The 15,597-nt window shown below is 76.2% G+C and carries 16 protein-coding genes; 7 read left to right on the top strand and 9 right to left on the bottom strand.

Annotated elements, in window-relative coordinates:
• Positions 1-7: 7 nt before the first annotated feature.
• The 3 genes from cydC to ACI78Q_RS16210 are packed head-to-tail and all read right to left on the bottom strand — an operon-like array spanning position 8 to position 5,934.
• Positions 8-3,394, bottom strand: a complete 3,387-nt coding sequence (cydC, locus tag ACI78Q_RS16220) for a thiol reductant ABC exporter subunit CydC (protein ID WP_456924441.1) — start codon at positions 3,392-3,394, stop codon at positions 8-10.
• Positions 3,391-4,386 (bottom strand): cytochrome d ubiquinol oxidase subunit II, encoded by a 996-nt coding sequence (gene cydB / locus ACI78Q_RS16215; protein ID WP_456924440.1) that lies wholly within the window; start codon positions 4,384-4,386, stop codon positions 3,391-3,393. The genes cydC and cydB overlap by 4 nt, the downstream gene beginning before the upstream one ends.
• Positions 4,387-4,401: 15 nt before the next feature.
• Positions 4,402-5,934: a cytochrome ubiquinol oxidase subunit I gene (locus ACI78Q_RS16210; protein ID WP_456924439.1), complete on the bottom strand. Its 1,533-nt coding sequence runs from the start codon at positions 5,932-5,934 to the stop codon at positions 4,402-4,404.
• A gap of 116 nt (positions 5,935-6,050) precedes the next feature.
• Between ACI78Q_RS16210 and ACI78Q_RS16205 the strand changes: the two genes are divergently transcribed.
• Entirely contained in the window at positions 6,051-6,413 is a 363-nt protein-coding gene (locus ACI78Q_RS16205; protein ID WP_456924438.1) for a BlaI/MecI/CopY family transcriptional regulator, read from the top strand.
• Between the two features lie 33 nt (positions 6,414-6,446).
• Positions 6,447-7,376, top strand: coding sequence for a M48 family metalloprotease (locus tag ACI78Q_RS16200; RefSeq protein WP_456924437.1), 930 nt, complete (start codon positions 6,447-6,449; stop codon positions 7,374-7,376).
• Between the two features lie 78 nt (positions 7,377-7,454).
• Here the strand turns inward: ACI78Q_RS16200 and ACI78Q_RS16195 are convergent, their stop codons facing one another.
• The 6 genes from ACI78Q_RS16195 to ACI78Q_RS16170 all read right to left on the bottom strand — a co-directional run bounded on the left by ACI78Q_RS16195 (position 7,455) and on the right by ACI78Q_RS16170 (position 12,280).
• Complete coding sequence (locus ACI78Q_RS16195; protein WP_456924436.1) at positions 7,455-9,749, bottom strand: heavy metal translocating P-type ATPase; 2,295 nt, start codon at positions 9,747-9,749, stop codon at positions 7,455-7,457.
• Positions 9,750-9,760: 11 nt separating this feature from the next.
• On the bottom strand, positions 9,761-10,672 hold the full coding sequence (locus ACI78Q_RS16190) for a hypothetical protein (protein ID WP_456924435.1): 912 nt from the start codon (positions 10,670-10,672) through the stop codon (positions 9,761-9,763).
• 25 nt (positions 10,673-10,697) lie between these two features.
• Positions 10,698-10,907, bottom strand: coding sequence for a heavy-metal-associated domain-containing protein (locus ACI78Q_RS16185; protein ID WP_456924434.1), 210 nt, complete (start codon positions 10,905-10,907; stop codon positions 10,698-10,700).
• 24 nt (positions 10,908-10,931) lie between these two features.
• The gene (locus ACI78Q_RS16180; protein ID WP_345771608.1) at positions 10,932-11,225 is read right to left on the bottom strand and encodes a metal-sensitive transcriptional regulator; all 294 of its coding nucleotides are present in this window, start codon (positions 11,223-11,225) and stop codon (positions 10,932-10,934) included.
• A 55-nt stretch (positions 11,226-11,280) separates the two neighbouring features.
• The gene (locus tag ACI78Q_RS16175) at positions 11,281-11,691 is read right to left on the bottom strand and encodes a MerR family transcriptional regulator (RefSeq protein ID WP_456924433.1); all 411 of its coding nucleotides are present in this window, start codon (positions 11,689-11,691) and stop codon (positions 11,281-11,283) included.
• A gap of 91 nt (positions 11,692-11,782) precedes the next feature.
• Positions 11,783-12,280 carry an Hsp20/alpha crystallin family protein gene (locus ACI78Q_RS16170; RefSeq protein WP_456924432.1) on the bottom strand — a complete coding sequence of 166 codons (498 nt, stop codon included), beginning with the start codon at positions 12,278-12,280 and terminating at the stop codon, positions 11,783-11,785.
• 200 nt (positions 12,281-12,480) lie between these two features.
• Between ACI78Q_RS16170 and ACI78Q_RS16165 the strand changes: the two genes are divergently transcribed.
• The 5 genes from ACI78Q_RS16165 to ACI78Q_RS16145 all read left to right on the top strand — a co-directional run bounded on the left by ACI78Q_RS16165 (position 12,481) and on the right by ACI78Q_RS16145 (position 15,566).
• Positions 12,481-12,846: an STAS domain-containing protein gene (locus tag ACI78Q_RS16165; protein WP_456924431.1), complete on the top strand. Its 366-nt coding sequence runs from the start codon at positions 12,481-12,483 to the stop codon at positions 12,844-12,846.
• A 126-nt stretch (positions 12,847-12,972) separates the two neighbouring features.
• Positions 12,973-14,163 (top strand): YibE/F family protein, encoded by a 1,191-nt coding sequence (locus ACI78Q_RS16160; protein ID WP_456924430.1) that lies wholly within the window; start codon positions 12,973-12,975, stop codon positions 14,161-14,163.
• Positions 14,164-14,177: 14 nt separating this feature from the next.
• Positions 14,178-14,795 carry a class I SAM-dependent methyltransferase gene (locus ACI78Q_RS16155; protein WP_456924429.1) on the top strand — a complete coding sequence of 206 codons (618 nt, stop codon included), beginning with the start codon at positions 14,178-14,180 and terminating at the stop codon, positions 14,793-14,795.
• Entirely contained in the window at positions 14,785-15,117 is a 333-nt protein-coding gene (locus ACI78Q_RS16150) for a TraR/DksA family transcriptional regulator (RefSeq protein WP_456924428.1), read from the top strand. Before ACI78Q_RS16155 ends, ACI78Q_RS16150 begins: the two co-directional genes overlap by 11 nt.
• A 65-nt stretch (positions 15,118-15,182) precedes the next feature.
• A complete protein-coding gene (locus tag ACI78Q_RS16145) occupies positions 15,183-15,566 on the top strand; it encodes a nuclear transport factor 2 family protein (RefSeq protein ID WP_456924427.1) in 384 nt (127 codons plus the stop codon).
• Positions 15,567-15,597: the final 31 nt, after the last annotated feature.

The raw sequence follows: 15,597 nt of genomic DNA, 5'->3' as shown, positions 1-15,597 counted from the left end.
CGGCGGCTCAGCGGGACAGCGCGGCCACCGGCTCCCCGAGCCGGACGACGGTGTCGCCGGGCCGGGCGACGTCGTCGTCGTGGGTCACGCAGACCACCACCCGGCCGGCCAGCGCCGTCCGCAGGTCGCGGACCAGCGCGGCGGCGGTGGGCGGGTCCAGGTGCGCCGTGGGCTCGTCCAGCAGCACGACGTCCCGGTCGGCCAGCAGGGCGCGGGCGGCGGCCAGCCGCCGCCGCTCGCCACCGGACAGGGCCGTGCCCCCGGCGCCGACCGGCGTGTCCAGGCCGTCCGGCAGACCGGCCACCAGCCCGCCGAGCCCGGCGGCGGTGAGCGCGGCCCACATCCGCTCCTCACCGGCCGGGCCGGCGAGCTCCCCGCGCGGTGCGGCGAGGGCGAGGTTGGCGCGGATCGTCGAGGCGAACACGTGCGCCTCCTGCGGCAGCCAGGCCATCCGCGACCGGACGTCGTCCCCGGTCAGCCGGGCGGCCGGCACGCCGTCGAGGTCGTAGCCGCCGCCGCGCGGCCGCAGGGCCGCCATGAGCACGGCCAGGAACGTCGACTTGCCCGACCCGGACGGGCCGCGCACCACCAGCCAGCCGCCGTCGGCGTCGGCCCGGGTCGTGAGCCCGCACAGCACGTCCGGGCCGCCGGGCCAGCCGGCGGCGAGGTCGTCGGTCGCCAGCGTCCGGACCGGCGCCGGGGCCGGGAGCGGGGCGGCGGGGTCGGCCGGCACCGGTGCGGTGAGGACGGCGTCGAGGCGGGCGCGGGCGTCGGCGAGCGCACCCCGGCGCTGCAGGGCGCCGACCAGTCCGGTCAGCGGCTCGGCCAGGGCGAGCGGGGCCAGTGCCAGCACCGCGACGGCGGGACCGGTGGTCCCGGATGCCGCTCCGACCGCGGCAGCGGCCACCGCGGCGAGGCCCGTGCCGACCACGACCAGGCCGTTGCCCAGCGCCCCCGCCGCGGTGCCGGTGCGCTCGGCGGCGCCGCGGCGGGCGGCGAGGCCGGTCAGGTCGGCGGCGGTGTGCGCGGCGAGACCGTGCGCCCGCAGGTCGGCCGCCCCCTCCAGCACGGTGGTGGTCTCCTCCAGCGCGGCCACCCGCAGCGCCGCCTCGGCCCGCGCCGCGCCCGCGTCCACCCGCCGGTGTGCCGCGACGACCAGGGCGGCAGTGACCGCGAGCACCAGGCCGGTCGCGGCCGCGGCGGCGGGGGAGACCAGTGCCAGGGCGGCCACGGTCGCGGTCGGGACCACGGCCGCGACCAGCGCGGGCGGGACGACGCGCACCGACAGGTCCTGAACCAGCGCGACGTCGCCGACGACCCGGGCGAGCGCCGAGCCGGGGGTCCGGTCGGCGGCGATGCCCTGCCGGGCCAGGGCGGCCCACACGCGCACCCGCAGGTCGGCGGCCATCCGCAGCGCGGCGTCGTGCGCGGCCATCCGCTCGGTCCAGCGCAGGCCGGCCCGGCCCAAGCCGAAGGCCCGCACCCCGACGATCGCGACGAGCAGGGTCAGCACCGGCGGCATCTCCGCGGCCCGCACGATCAGCCACCCGGAGACCGCCGTCAGCGCGACGCCGGCACCCGCCGACGCGGTGCCGGCGGCGACCGCCCGCACCAGCGCCCGCCGCGGCCAGCGGTGCGCGGTCGCTGCGGTGGCTGCGGTGGTGACGGCGGTGTGGTGGGCGTGGGTCGTGGCGGTGGTGTCCGCGACATCGGCGGTCTCGCGGCCATCAGCCGCTGATGGCCACGAGACCGCCGATCTCGCGGGAGGAGCCAGGTCGACCGTGCGGTCGGCGAGGGCGGCCAGCGCCGGGTCGTGGGTCACCAGGAGCACCGTCACGGTGCCGCGCAGGCCGGCCAGCATGGCGGCCACGCGGGCGGCGGCGTCGGCGTCCAGGTGCGCGGTCGGCTCGTCGAGCAGCAGCAGCCGGGCCCCGCGGCGGACCCGCACCAGCGCGCGGGCCAGCGCCACCAGCTGCAGCTCGCCGGGGGAGAGGGTGGTGCAGCGCCGGCCGGCCAGCGCGCTCGCGCCCACCCGGGCCAGCGCCTCGACGACGAACGCCTCGCCGACGAGCTCGTCCACGCCCGGCGCCGAGCCCGCGTGCCGGCGCAGCTCGTCGGCGACGGTCGCCCCGGTGGTCCGCGGGTGTTGCGGCGCACAGGCGACGGCACCCGCAGGGACGCCGGTGACCGCTCCCTCGACCGTCGCCGCGGGGGGCACCAGCCCGGCCAGGGCGGCCAGCAGCGTCGACTTGCCCGACCCGCTGGCGCCCCGGACGGCGACCAGCTCACCGGGCCGCACGTCCAGGTCCACCGGGGGCAGCGCTGGCGACGTCCGGCCGGGGAAGCGGACGGTCAGCCCGCGGACGGCGACGTCGGCACCGCGCGGGTCGTCGTCCGGGGTGCCCGTGGGCGCGGGCGCGACGGGGGCGGCGAGCACGGCGCGGGCCTCGGCGGCGGCGAGCGCCGCGTCCTCGCCGGCGTGGTGGGCCGCGCCCAGGGCGCGCAGCGGGGCGAACGCCTCGGGTGCGAGCAGCAGCGCGGTCAGCCCGACGGCCAGCGCCACGTCGCCGTGCACCAGCCGCAGGCCGACGGTCACCGCGACCAGCGCGACCGACAGTGTCGCGAGCAGCTCCAGCACCAGCGAGGAGAGGAACGCCAGCCGCAGCGTGGCCAGGGTGCGCCGGCGGGAGTCCTCCCCGAGCTCGGCGAGCGCGGCGACCTGCTCGGCGGCACGGCCCAGGCCGACCAGCACCGGCAGTCCCCGGACCAGCTCGGCGACGTGCGCGGCGATGCGGTCCAGGGCGCGGGCGGCGGCGGTCGTGCCGTCCCGGGTGGTCAGGCCGACCAGCACCATGAAGACCGGCACCAGCGGCAGGGTGACCGCGACGAGCACGGCCGACAGCAGGTCGGTCCAGGCCAGGACGACCAGCAGCACCGGCGGGACGACCAGCGTCGAGGCCAGCGCCGGGAGGCGGGTGGCCAGCCCCGGGCCGAGGTCGGCCAGCCGGGTGGTGGCCAGCACCGCCGCCGGGCCGGGGCCGCCCGCGGCCTCGACCGCCGCCGGCGAGGCGGCCAGCCGGGCGACCAGCCGGGCGCGGAGCTCCTCCTCGGCCCGGCGGGCGTCGCGGGCGGCCAGCAGCTCCCCGGCCCACCCGGCGGCCGCGCGCAGCCCGGCTCCGGCGGCGGCGGCCAGCAGCGGTCCGCCGAGCGCACCCTCGGCGGCGCCGGCCGCCCGGGCCACCGCGTGCGCGAGCCCGGCGGCCAGCAGCACCAGCCCCGCCACCTGGCCGAGCGCGGCGACGGCCTGCCGGACCAGCGCCCCGGTCAGTCCCGGCACCCCGGCCAGCGCCGCCAGGGGCCCGAGCGGGCCTTTGTGGCCACTTCGGCCGCTCATGCGTGCACCGGCTCTGCGGTCAGCCGCCTGCGGAAGACCCAGTAGGTCCAGGCCTGGTAGCCGAGCACCACGGGCAGGCCGATGCCGGCCGCCCACGTCATCACGGTGAGCGTGTAGTCGCTGACCGAGGCGTCGGCCACGGTGACGTCGAAGGCGGGGTCGATCGTCGAGGGGACGACGACCGGGTAGGCCGCCCCGAACACCGTCGCGGCCGCGGCCACCAGCAGCACGCCCCAGGCGGTGAAGGCCTGGCCCTCGCGCCCGACCCGCAGCCGCGCCTCCGCGACGACGACGGCCAGCGCCGCGACCAGCCACAGCACCGCGGTCGCCGGCGTCCCGTACCGCAGGTGCACCACGCCGGCCCAGGCCAGCAGCGGCAGCGCGGCTGCCGGAGCCCAGCGCCGGGCGAAGCGGCGCGAGGCGACCCGCACCGGGCCGTCGGTCTTCAGCGCGAGGAACAGGGCGCCGTGCACGACGGAGAAGGCGAGCACCGCGACGGCGCCGAGCAGCGCCGACCAGCCGAGTCCGGAGAGGGCGCCGCCCACCCGGATGCCGTCGGCGTCGACCGGCAGGCCGAGGGTGGTGGCGCCGAGGGCGGCACCGATCCCGGCGGCCGCGATCAGCGAGCCGGTGGTGATGACCCGCGTCCACGTCGCGTCCCAGGCCTCGGTGTGGTGGGAGTGCCGCCACTCGAAGGCCACCGCGCGGATGATCAGCCCGAGGAGCACGAGCACGAACGGCAGGTACAGCGCCGGCAGCCAGGTGGCGTACCAGCCGGGGAAGGCGGCGAACACCGCGCCGACGGCGGTGATCAGCCAGACCTCGTTGCCGTCCCACAGCGGGCCGATGGTGCGCAGCATGAGGTGCCGGTCGGCGGGGCGGCGGCCGAGCACCGGCAGCAGCGCGGCGACGCCGAAGTCGAAGCCCTCGAGCAGCAGGAAGCCGGTCCACAGCACCGCGACGGCGGCGAACCAGAGGGTCTGCAGGTCCATGGGTCTGCTCCGAACTCAGTAGGCGAAGGAGAGGACGTCGTCGTCGCGGTCGTCCAGGGTGTCCTCGGGCGGGGTGCCGGGCGTCGGGGCGCCGTCCCCGGTGGTCACGCCGCGGCGGACGAACCGGGTGATCAGCCACAGCTCGACCACGGCCAGCGCGCCGTAGACGAGGGTCAGCACCGACAGCGACGTCCAGACCTCGGCGGCGCTGACGCCGGGGGACACCGCCTGCGCGGTGAAGAACCAGACCTGCTCGTCGACGGGGACGTCGGGGTTGGGGTGGACGACGAAGGGCTGGCGGCCCATCTCGGTGAAGATCCACCCGGTCGCGTTGGCGAGGAACGGCGCGGCGACGGCGACCAGCGAGCCGTACACGCCGATCCGCGACGTCGGCACCCGGCCCCTCCGCGTCGCCCAGAGCGCGTAGGCGGCGACCGCCGCCGAGACCGCGCCCGTGCCGATCATCAGCCGGAAGCTCCAGTAGGTGACCCCGAGCAGCGGCGTGTAGTCGATGGGCTCGCCGGCCAGGGCGCCGAAGCGCGACGGGTCGTCGGGGTAGGTCTCGCCGTAGACCGCGGCGTACTCCTCCTGCAGTTCGTTGACGCCCGGGACGGCGGTCGAGAAGTTCCCGTGGGCGAGGTAGGAGAGCAGGTACGGGACGGTCAGCGAGTGGACGTCGTCGCACTCGTTGGAGCCGAGCTTGCCCCAGGCGAGGATCGAGAAGGACGCCGGCGCCTCGGTCTCGCACAGCGCCTCGGCCGAGCTCATCTTCAGCGGCTGCTGCTCGTACATGAGCTTGCCCTGCCAGTCGCCGGTGAGGGCGACGAGGACGAACGCGGCCAGCGACACCCAGCCGCCCAGCCGCACCGAGCGGCGCCACACCCGGTGGTCGACGTCCGTGGTGGGGGCCTCGTCCAGCGTCCGGCGGCGCAGGTGCCACAGGCCGATGCCGACCAGCAGCGCGCCGGCGACCATGAGGGCGGCGACGATCGCGTGGCTGAACGCGGCCAGCGCGGTGTTGTTGGTGAGGACGGCCAGGAAGTCCACCTGCACGGGCCGGCCGGTCGCGTCGTCGGCCAGGACGCCGACCGGGTGCTGCATCCACGAGTTGGCCGCGATGATGAAGTACGCGCTCACGACCGAGCCGATCACCGCCGCCCACAGCGCCGCGAGGTGCAGCTTCTTCGGGATCCGCCCCCAGCCGAAGATCCACAGGCCGAGGAAGGTCGACTCGAGGAAGAAGGCCAGCAGCGCCTCCAGGGCCAGCAGCGACCCGAAGACGTCGCCGACGAACCGGCTGTACTCGCTCCACGCCAGGCCGAACTGGAACTCCTGCACGAGGCCGGTGGCGACGCCGAGCACGAAGTTGATCAGGTAGATGCGGCCCCAGAAGCGGGTCATCCGCAGCCACTCGGGCTTGCCGGAGCGCACCCACATCGTGTGCATGACCGCGACCAGGACCCCCAGCCCGATGGTCAGCGGGACCATCAGGAAGTGGTAGACGGTCGTGATCCCGAACTGCCAGCGCGCCACGTCCAGGACGTCCACGGCCGCTCTCCTCACTGGGCGACGTACGATCGGTCGAGTTCTTTCTACGCCGAGTAGAAGAGAAAGTTCTACGATGCGTAGAAGAACACGGTGTGAGACGCGAGACAGGAGGACCGGTGGCGTCGTTGGGTGAGCTGGAACGGGCCGTCATGGACCGGCTGTGGTCGGCCGACGGTGCCGTCTCGGCGGCCGAGCTGCGCGACGGGCTGGCCGACCGGGGCCTGGCCCTGACGACGGTGCACACGGTGCTGACCCGGCTGGAGCAGAAGGGCTTCGTCGTCCACGACGACGCGCGGCCGCGGCGGTTCCGCCCGCGGGCCACCCGGGAGGAGCACGCCGCCGAACTGATGCACGAGGTGCTCGGCTCGGCGGGGGACCGGCAGGCGGTGCTGGCCCGCTTCGTCGGCAGCGTCGACGCCGACGAGGCCCGGCTGCTGCGCGAGCTGCTGGCCGCGCCGGGGCCGGACGCCGACCGCTGACCTGCTGAGCCGCCCACCTCGCCGCCCCGACCGATGCTCCCCGCCACCGCGGCCGCCCTCGCCGTGCTGGCCGCGCTGCTGGCGTGGCCGGTGCCGGTGCTGCTCGCCCGGGCCCGCTGGCCGCGACGCGACCCGCTGGTCGCCCTCGTCTGCTGGCAGGCGATCGGCCTCGCCGGCGGCCTGTCGATCATCGGGGCGCTGCTCGTCCACGGCCTGGCGCCGTGGGGTCACTCCCTCCCCGAGGCGTGGTGGCACTGGATCACCCGGCACCCCGCCGAGGCGCCGGTGCGCGGTGACCACTGGGTCACCCAGACACTCGCCGCCGTCCTCGCCGCGGAGCTGCTCGGCGTCCTGCTGCTGTCGTGGCTGCGCACCGCACGCACCCGCCGCCGCCACCGGGACCTGCTGGAGCTGGTCGTCCAGCCGGCCGCCGTGCCCGACGCCCGGCTGCTCGACCACCCCGCGCCGGTGGCCTTCTGCATCCCCGGTGCCAAGCCGCTGCTGGTGCTCTCCTCCGGGATGGTCGCCGAGCTGGACGACGGGCAGCTGGCCGCCGTCGTGGCGCACGAGCGGGCGCACCTGCGCGAGCACCACCACCTGCTGCTGCTGCCGTTCGTGGCCTGGGAGGCGGCCCTGCCCGTGCTGCCCGCGGCCGCCCGGGCGCACGCGGCCGTGCGGGCGCTGGTCGAGATGCGCGCCGACGACGTGGCCCTGGGCTCGCTGACCGGGGCCGCGCCGCGGCGCACGCTGGCCCAGGCGATCGTGGTGGCGGCCGGCGGCGCCGGGGGAGCTGGGGTGCCCGACGGCGCGCTCGCGGTCACCGGCAGTGCGCTCGGGGCGCGGGTGACCCGGCTGATCGACCCGCCGTCCCCGCTGCCGGGCTGGGCTCGGGTCGCCGCGCTGCTGTCGGCCGGGCTGCTCCTGCTGCTGCCGACCGCGCTGCTGCTCCTGCCGGCCCTCTGAGGGGATCTCTCCCAGGAAGCTCGTGCTCTGCCCACCCTGGTGGGCAGAGCACGAGCGTCCGCAGGAAGGTGTCTCGGGTCAGGCGGCGACGGCCGCCCGGCGCCCGGCGGGGACGGCGGTGGTGCCGCCGTTGCCCGGCAGGGAGGCGAACCGGCGCAGCCGGAGGCTGTTGGTGACGACGAAGACCGAGCTCAGCGCCATCGCGGCGCCCGCGATCATGGGGTTGAGCAGCCCGGCCATGGCCAGCGGGATCGCCGCCACGTTGTAGGCGAACGCCCAGAACAGGTTGCCCTTGATGATCGCCAGCGTGCGGCGGGACAGCCGGATGGCATCGGCGGCCGCGCGCAGGTCGCCGCGCACCAGCGTGAGGTCGGAGGCCTGGATCGCGACGTCGGTGCCGGTGCCCATGGCCAGCCCCAGGTCGGCCTGGGCGAGGGCGGCGGCGTCGTTCACGCCGTCGCCGACCATCGCCACGACCCGGCCCTCGGCCTGCAGCCGGCGGACGACGTCCACCTTGTCCTGCGGCAGCACCTCGGCGACCACCTCGTCGATGCCGACCTCGGCGGCGACGGTCCGCGCGACCGCCTCGTTGTCGCCGGTCAGCAGGACCGGGTGCAGGCCGAGGTCGCGCAGCTGCGTCACGGCGGCGGCCGAGGTCGGCTTGACCGCGTCGGCGACGACCAGCAGGCCGACCGCCGCGCCGTCCACCGCGACGAGGACGGCGGTGCCCCCGCGGGTCTCGGCGTCGGCCTGCGCGGCGGCCAGGGGCGCCGGTACGGGCACCTGTCGCTCGGCCAGCAACCGGGGCCGCCCGACCAGCACCGCGGCGCCCTCCACGACGCCTTGCACGCCGAGCCCGGCGAGGCCGGCGAAGCCCTCGACCGCCGGCAAGGGGCCGACCCGGTCGGCGGCCGCGGCGGCGACCGCGCGGGCGATCGGGTGCTCGGAGCCGTGCTCGAGTGCGCCGGCCAGCCGCAGCACCCGGCCGGCGTCCTCGCCAAGCGCGGGGACGACGTCGGTGAGGGCCATCCGGCCGGTGGTCACCGTGCCGGTCTTGTCGAGCACCACGGTGTCGACGGCGCGGGTGGACTCCAGCACCTCCGGGCCCTTGATGAGGACGCCGAGCTGCGCCCCGCGGCCGGTGCCGACCATGAGGGCGGTCGGCGTGGCCAGCCCGAGCGCGCACGGACAGGCGATGATCAGCACGGCCACCGCGGCGGTGAACGCGGCCGGCAGCCCGGCACCGGCACCGATCCAGAAGCCGAGAGTGGCGACGGCGAGGGCCAGCACGACCGGCACGAAGACGCCGGAGACCCGGTCGGCCAGCCGCTGCACCTGCGCCTTGCCGTTCTGCGCCTCCTCGACCAGCCGGGCCATCTGCGCCAGCTGGGTCTCCGCGCCGATCCGGGTGGCCCGCACGACCAGCCGGCCGCCGGCGTTCACCGTCGCCCCGACGACGGGGTCGCCCGGGCCCACCTCGACCGGCACGGACTCGCCGGTGAGCATCGAGGCGTCGACCGCGGAGGCGCCCTCGGTCACCTCGCCGTCCGCGGCGATCTTCTCGCCGGGCCGGACGACGAACAGGTCGCCGACGCCCAGCCGGCCGACCGGCACCCGGCGCTCCGTGCCGCCGCGCAGCACGGAGACCTCCTTGGCGCCGAGCTCCAGCAGGGCCCGCAGGGCGGCGCCGGCCCGCCGCTTGGACCGGGCCTCGACGAACCGCCCGGCGAGCAGGAACGTGGTCACGCCGGCGGCGGCCTCGAGGTAGACGTTCGCGCTGCCGTCGCCGCGGGCGACGGTGAACTCGAACGGGTGCGTCATGCCGGGCTCGCCGGCGGTGCCGAGGAACAGCGCGTACAGCGACCACAGGAACGCCGCCCCGGTGCCGAGGGAGACCAGCGTGTCCATGGTGGCGGCGCCGTGGCGCAGGTTGGTCCAGGCGGCGCGGTGGAACGGCAGCCCGCCCCAGACGACCACCGGCGCGGCCAGGGTGAGCGACAGCCACTGCCAGTACGGGAACTGCAGCGCCGGGACCATCGCCATGGCCACCACCGGCACCGTCAGCAGGGTGGCGACGACCAGCCGGCGGCGCAGGGAGAGGACCCCGTCCTCCTCGGCCGCCGGCTCGGGAGCGGCCGGCGGCTGCGGCAGGGTCGCGGTGTAGCCGGTCTTCTCGACGGTGGCGATCAGGTCGGCCGGGGTGACGGCGCCGCCGTAGCGCACCTTCGCCTTCTCGGTCGCGTAGTTCACCGTCGCGGTGACGCCGTCGAGCCGGTTGAGCTTCTTCTCGATGCGGGCGGCGCAGGAGGCGCAGGTCATGCCGCCGATGGCGAGCTCGACCTCGCCGGCCGGCGACTGGGTGGTGGTGCTCAACGCGGGTCTCCTCAGCCGCCGTGACCGTGGCCGGCCGGCTCGTCGGGGACGCCGCCTTCCCTGCCCGGGGCGACCTGGACGGGGAAGGCGGCGGTGTGCACGGTGTCGCCGTGCCGGAAGTCGAGGAACAGCCGGTACGCGCCGGGGGACGGCGCCGTCGCGGCGAACGCCACGTGCGGACCGGGCGCCGGGGTGGTCCCCTCGGCCGGCTCGACCGGGTGCACGTGGAGGTAGGCCAGGTCGCCCTCGCGCAGCGCGACCAGGTGGCCGTGGGCGCCGAGGTAGGACTGCAGGTCGGTGACCGGCCGGCCGTCGCGGCTGACGCTGAGGGTCAGCTCCGACTCGCGGCCGGCGACGAGGTCCCCGGTCAGGACGACGGTGTAGCCGTCGGTCTCTGTCACCGCGGCGGGCTCGGGCGGTGGCTGCGGGTCGTAGTCGCCGGCCACCTCGACGTCGGTGCCGAGCACCAGGTCCTCGCCGAGCGCGGTCGGGGTGGTGTCGACGACGACCCGCCAGCTGCCCGCGGTGAGCGCGACCGGCGTCCGCCAGGTGCCGTCGGCGCCGAGCTCCGGGTGCAGGTGCTGGTAGCCGGTGAGGTCGCGGCGGACGGCGACGAGGTGCAGGTCCTCGTCGTGCTCCACCTCGTACGCGCGCACCGGGGCGCCGTCGGGGCCCAGCACGCGGAAGGCGAGGGTCGCCGTCCCGGCCGGCAGCTGCCGGTCCGGCACCTCCAGGCGGTACCCGGACTCGGCGACCGCGAGACCGCCGTAGGCGGGCCCGGCCGGGGCGGGCGCCGGGCTGCCGGCACCCGCGTGCGACTCCGGCGCCGCGATCGGCCCCACCGCGGCACCGACGCCCACGGCGGCGCCGAAGACGGCGGCCAGGGCGAGGGCGACGACGGCCAGTCGCGCCGGCGTGTTCATGGCATCCCCTCGCGCGGTGCGCCGGTCAGCTGCCGGCGAGCTCGTAGCCGGCCTCCTCGACCGCGGCGCGCACGGCGCCGTCGTCGACCGGGTCGGTGCTGCTGACCGTCAGGCCGCCGGTGGCGAGGTCGACGTCGACGGTGGTGACGCCCGGGACGGCGGAGACCTCCTCGGTGACCGCGGTGACGCAGTGGCCGCAGGTCATGCCGACGACGGTGAAGGTGGCGGTGCTCATGGGGGTTCCTCTCGGGTGCTGGGGTCAGGAGCGGACGAGCCGGGCGATCGCCTCGGACGCCTCGCGGACCTTCTCGTCGGCCTCGCGGCCGCCGGCCTGGGCCGCCTGGACGACGCAGTGCGACATGTGCTCCTCGAGCAGGCCCAGGGCGACCGACTGCAGCGCCTTCGTCATCGCCGACACCTGGGTGAGGATGTCGATGCAGTACTTCTCGTCCTCGACCATCCGCTGCAGGCCGCGGGCCTGGCCCTCGATGCGCCGCAGGCGCTTGAGGTAGTCGTCCTTGCGGTGGATGTAGCCGTGCGGCGCGCTCTCCACGGGGGTCCTCCTGACGGCTCGTGCTCCGTTGCGGAGAACCATACCCCCCTAGGGTCTATTGCGCAGCGTCGGGGCGGGCGTCGCGGCGGCCCCGGCCGGCGTTCCCGGTACCGCCGGCGCGCAGCCGGTCGACGGTGGCCTGCAACCGCTCACTGTCGGCCCGGGCGTCGGCGAGCTCGTCCTGGAGCCCGAGGATCACCTCGGCGGAGGCGAGGGTGTGTCCGTCGTCGAGGAGGCCGCGCAGTCGCGCGGCCAGGGTGAGCTGGTGGCGGGAGTAGCGGCGGTGCCCGCCGGGGGAGCGGTGCGGCTGGAGCACCCCCGCGGTGTCCAGACTGCGCAGGAAGGCGGCCTGGACACCGAGCAGCTCCGCCGCCTGGCTCATCGTGAGCGCCGGGAAGTCGGGGTCGTCGAGCCGCCGGAGCGCCTCGCCACCCGGGTCGGGCTCCTCGCGGTGCCGCTCGCTCATGGCGCTCCTCTGCTCCCGACAGCGCGCAGGGGCCGGGCCCGTGCGGACCCGGCCCCTGCTGCGCGGCGGCCGTGTGCCGCCGGGTGGCCGATCAGCTCTCGACGGCCTTGGACTGGGACGACTCGCCCTCGATGGTGCGCCCCTCCACCGCGACCGGGGTGTCGGCGCGGGTGACCTGGATCTTGCGGGCCCGGGCCTTCTCGGCGACGGGGATGCTCACGGTGAGCACGCCGTCGTGGTAGCTGGCCTCGAGCCGGTCGGTGTCCAGGCTCCGGCCGAGCACGAGCTGCCGGGTGTAGCTGCCGTAGGGCCGCTCCGCGATGCTCCACTCGGCGTTCTCGAGCTGGGGCACCGTGCGCTCGGCGGTCACGGTCAGCGTCGCGCCCTCGACCGACAGGTCGATGGAGCCGGGGTCGACGCCGGGCAGGTCGAAGTGGGCGACGAAGTTGTCGCCGACCCGGTAGGCGTCCATCGGCATGCCGGACAGCGGGCGGGCGGTCATCCCGCCACCGCGGCCGGTGAGCTGGTCCAGTGCCCGGAAGGCGGCGGACGTGGCGGCGAACGGGTCGTAGGCGGTCAGCATCGCCATGGCTGTGCAACCTCCTGTGTGTGGTCCTGTCGAGTTCGCTGCCCGAGGTGAACCTCTAGTGGCAACTGGAGATTACCTCTGACACGCACTGGTGTAAACATCCATCCGGAGAATTTGTTCCCCGCTCGACCGGCCACGGCCTCGCCGGCGGGCGCTTGAGCATCGGCCGCACGGGGCAGTGCTCTGCCGTGGACGAGCGCATGGGTCCCCCAGCGCAGGGGGAGACGGGACACGAGCAGGCCGGCAGCGGGACGACGGAGGTGACCACCAGCCTGGCGGGCGACGTCGCCACCCTGACCGTCGTCGGGGAGCTGAGCGAGGAGGCGCGGCGCCCGCTGGTCCGGACCATGACCGACCTGCTGCTCGCCGAGCCGGGGCTGCACCGGGTGCGCCTGGACACCCGCGCGGTGACCTACGTGAACTCCGCGGGGATGGCGGTGCTGGTGCAGCTGCAGAAGCTGGGGCAGCCGCGCGGGGTGGAGCTGGTGCTGGTCGCCCCGCCGTCGACGGTGGCCCGCCCGCTGCAGCTGTCCGGTCTGTGGCGGCGGTTCCCCGTCGAGGAGTGAGCGCCCATCGGCACCTCCTAGCCTGACCGGGTGCCGCCGAGCCACCCCCACAGTCACGGTCCCGACCCCGACGCGCCCCCGCCGAGTCCGGAGGTCCTCCTCCGCCGGCGCCGTGCGGTCCGGCTGATGCTCCTGCTGCTCGTGCCGGTCGGGCTGGCCACCGTCGTGGGGCTGGTCGTGCTGTGGCCCGGGGACGAGCCGTCGCGGGCGCAGCAGGCCGCCGAGCTGTACGTCCCGCCGGGGACCACGTACCACGACGCCCGGGTGTCGTCGGTGGAGCCGTTCGACTGCTCCTTGCCCGGCGGGGACGGGCAGCCGGCGCAGCAGCTCACCTGCGCCACGGTGGTGACCGAGGTGCTCGACGGGCCCGACGAGGGCGACTTCGTGCAGGTCGACCTGCCGGCGGAGGTGTTCGCGGCCGGGGTCGCCGAGGGCGACGTCCTCGTCCTCACCCGGGACGGCGGCGCCGAGGGAGCCGCGTCGTACGCGTTCTTCGACTACGACCGGGACGTGCCGATCGTCGTCCTGACGATCGCCTTCGCCGTGGTGGTGGGCCTGGTGGCCCGCCTGCGGGGGCTGGCCTCGCTGGTCGGGCTGGCGTTCGCCTTCTTCGTCCTCCTGCAGTTCGTGCTCCCGGCCCTGCTGACCGACCAGTCGCCGGTGCTGGTCAGCCTGGTCGGGTCGGCGGCGATCATGTTCGTCGTCCTGTACCTCGCCCACGGCTTCTCCGCCCGGACCACGACCGCGCTGGTCGGCACCCTGTTCGGCCTCACGCTGGTCGCCGTCCTCGGTGCGGTCGCCGTCGAGACCGCCCGGCTGACCGGGCTGACCAGCGAGGAGACCACGACCCTCCTGCAGTACGACCCGACGCTGGACTTCTCCGGCCTGGTGCTCGCCGGCGTGGTCGTCGCCGGGCTCGGCGTGCTCAACGACGTCACGATCACCCAGGCCTCGGCGATCTGGCAGCTCAACGAGGTCGACCCCGACATGAGCTGGCGGGACCTCTACCGCCGGGGCATGACGGTCGGCCGCGACCACATCGCCTCGACGGTGTACACGATCGTCTTCGCCTACGCCGGGGCCGCGTTGCCGCTGCTGCTGCTCTTCGAGCTCTACTCCCAGCCGTGGGACGTCGTCCTCACCAGCTCGGCGATGGCGGAGGAGGTGATCCGCACCCTCGTCGGCGCGATCGCCCTGGTCCTCGCCGTCCCGGTGACGACGGCGGCCGGCGCGTTCTTCGCCAAGGCCGCCGGCACCGAGGCAGGGGCCGCGACCGACCGGCGGATGACCGCCCTGCGCGCCCGGTTCGCCCGGTGAGCGGGGCCCGGCCCGTGCCCGACCTGTTGCTCGCCGCCCGCGCCGCGCCCGGCTTCATGCCCGACGAGGAGGGGACGGCGCTGTACGAGGCCGCCCGCGCGGTCACCGTCCCCGGCCCGCTGCTGGAGGTCGGCACCTGGATGGGGAGGTCGGCGCTCTACCTGGCCGCCGCCGCCCGCGAGACCGGCCGGCAGGTGGTCACCGTCGACCACCACCGCGGCTCCGAGGAGCACCAGCCGGGCTGGGAGTACCACGACCCGTCGCTGGTCGACCCCGCCGTCGGGCTGCTCGACACCCTGCCCCGGTTCCGCCGGACCGTCGCCGACGCCGGCGCGGAGGACGTCGTCATCGCCGTCGTCGCCCGATCGGAGACCCTCGCGCCGCTGTGGACCACCCCGCTGGCGCTGCTGTTCCTCGACGGCAGCCACACCGAGGAGTCCGCCCGCCGCGATCAGGACGCCTGGGTGGCCAAGCTCGCCGTCGGCGGCACCCTGGCCATCCACGACGTCTTCCCCGACCCGGCCGACGGGGGCCAGGCGCCCTACGGGGTGTACCGGCGGGTGCTCGCGTCGGGGGAGTTCACCGAGCTGCCCGGCACCGGTTCCCTGCGGCTGCTCCGCCGTGAGCGCTGAGGACGCCCTGGCGGCCGAGCGGGCCGCCGTCCTCGCCCAGATCGCGGCGCTGACGGCCGAGTTCGACGCCGTCGTCGCGGCGTCCCGGTCGTCCAACGCCGACGACGAGCACGACCCGGAGGGCGCGACCATCGCGTTCGAGCGGCAGCAGGTCGCCGCCCTGCTCGACGCCGCCCGGCGCCGGCTGGCCGACGTCGACGCCGCGCTGACCCGCCGTGCGGCCGGCGACTACGGCACCTGCGAGAGCTGCGGGAGGCCGATCGCCCCCGAGCGGCTGGCCGCGCGCCCCTCCGCGCGCACCTGCATCGACTGCGCCCGCTGAGCCCTTCGACCGGGCTCCCCGGTGGCATCCTGGCGGACGCGACGGGGCGTCGGCGAGGAGGCGCGATGACGCGATCGGACCAGCTGCCCGACTCGACCACCGAGGCGACCAGGGTGGTGGTGGAGCGCCTCCTCGACGCCTTCGGCCGGGGCGACGTGGACGCGATCATGGCCGAGATGGCCGACGACGTCGTGTTCGAGTCCACCGAGCCGCCCGACGGACGCCGCCACGAGGGGCAGGCGGAGGTGCGGCGCGTCTGGGAGCAGCTGTTCGCGACCCCGGGTGCCCGGTTCACCACCGAGGACCTCCTGCCGCACGGCGAGCGGGCCGTGGCGCTGTGGCGGTACTCGTGGGGGACCGGGGAGGGCGGCGGCCACGTGCGCGGCGTGGACGTCATCACCGTCCGGGGCGGCAAGGTCGTGGAGAAGCTCTCGTACGTCAAGGGCTGACCGGTTCGGGCCCGCACCGCGCCCGGCCGGC

The sequence above is a fragment of the Geodermatophilus sp. SYSU D00705 genome (genome assembly GCF_054050135.1).
Note: the sequence above shows the minus strand (reverse complement) of the source record. Positions and strands in the feature narration are given on the sequence as shown.

Bases quoted from the DNA above. Each gene is read 5' to 3' on its own strand.
- ACI78Q_RS16145 (WP_456924427.1), top strand. From the start codon at position 15,183: ATGACGCGATCGGACCAGCTGCCCGACTCGACCACCGAGGCGACCAGG.
- ACI78Q_RS16170 (WP_456924432.1), bottom strand. From the start codon at position 12,280: ATGGCGATGCTGACCGCCTACGACCCGTTCGCCGCCACGTCCGCCGCC.
- ACI78Q_RS16160 (WP_456924430.1), top strand. From the start codon at position 12,973: ATGCTCCTGCTGCTCGTGCCGGTCGGGCTGGCCACCGTCGTGGGGCTG.
- ACI78Q_RS16175 (WP_456924433.1), bottom strand. From the start codon at position 11,691: ATGAGCGAGCGGCACCGCGAGGAGCCCGACCCGGGTGGCGAGGCGCTC.
- ACI78Q_RS16165 (WP_456924431.1), top strand. From the start codon at position 12,481: ATGGGTCCCCCAGCGCAGGGGGAGACGGGACACGAGCAGGCCGGCAGC.
- cydC (WP_456924441.1), bottom strand. From the start codon at position 3,394: ATGAGCGGCCGAAGTGGCCACAAAGGCCCGCTCGGGCCCCTGGCGGCG.
- cydB (WP_456924440.1), bottom strand. From the start codon at position 4,386: ATGGACCTGCAGACCCTCTGGTTCGCCGCCGTCGCGGTGCTGTGGACC.
- ACI78Q_RS16200 (WP_456924437.1), top strand. From the start codon at position 6,447: ATGCTCCCCGCCACCGCGGCCGCCCTCGCCGTGCTGGCCGCGCTGCTG.
- ACI78Q_RS16190 (WP_456924435.1), bottom strand. From the start codon at position 10,672: ATGAACACGCCGGCGCGACTGGCCGTCGTCGCCCTCGCCCTGGCCGCC.
- ACI78Q_RS16185 (WP_456924434.1), bottom strand. From the start codon at position 10,907: ATGAGCACCGCCACCTTCACCGTCGTCGGCATGACCTGCGGCCACTGC.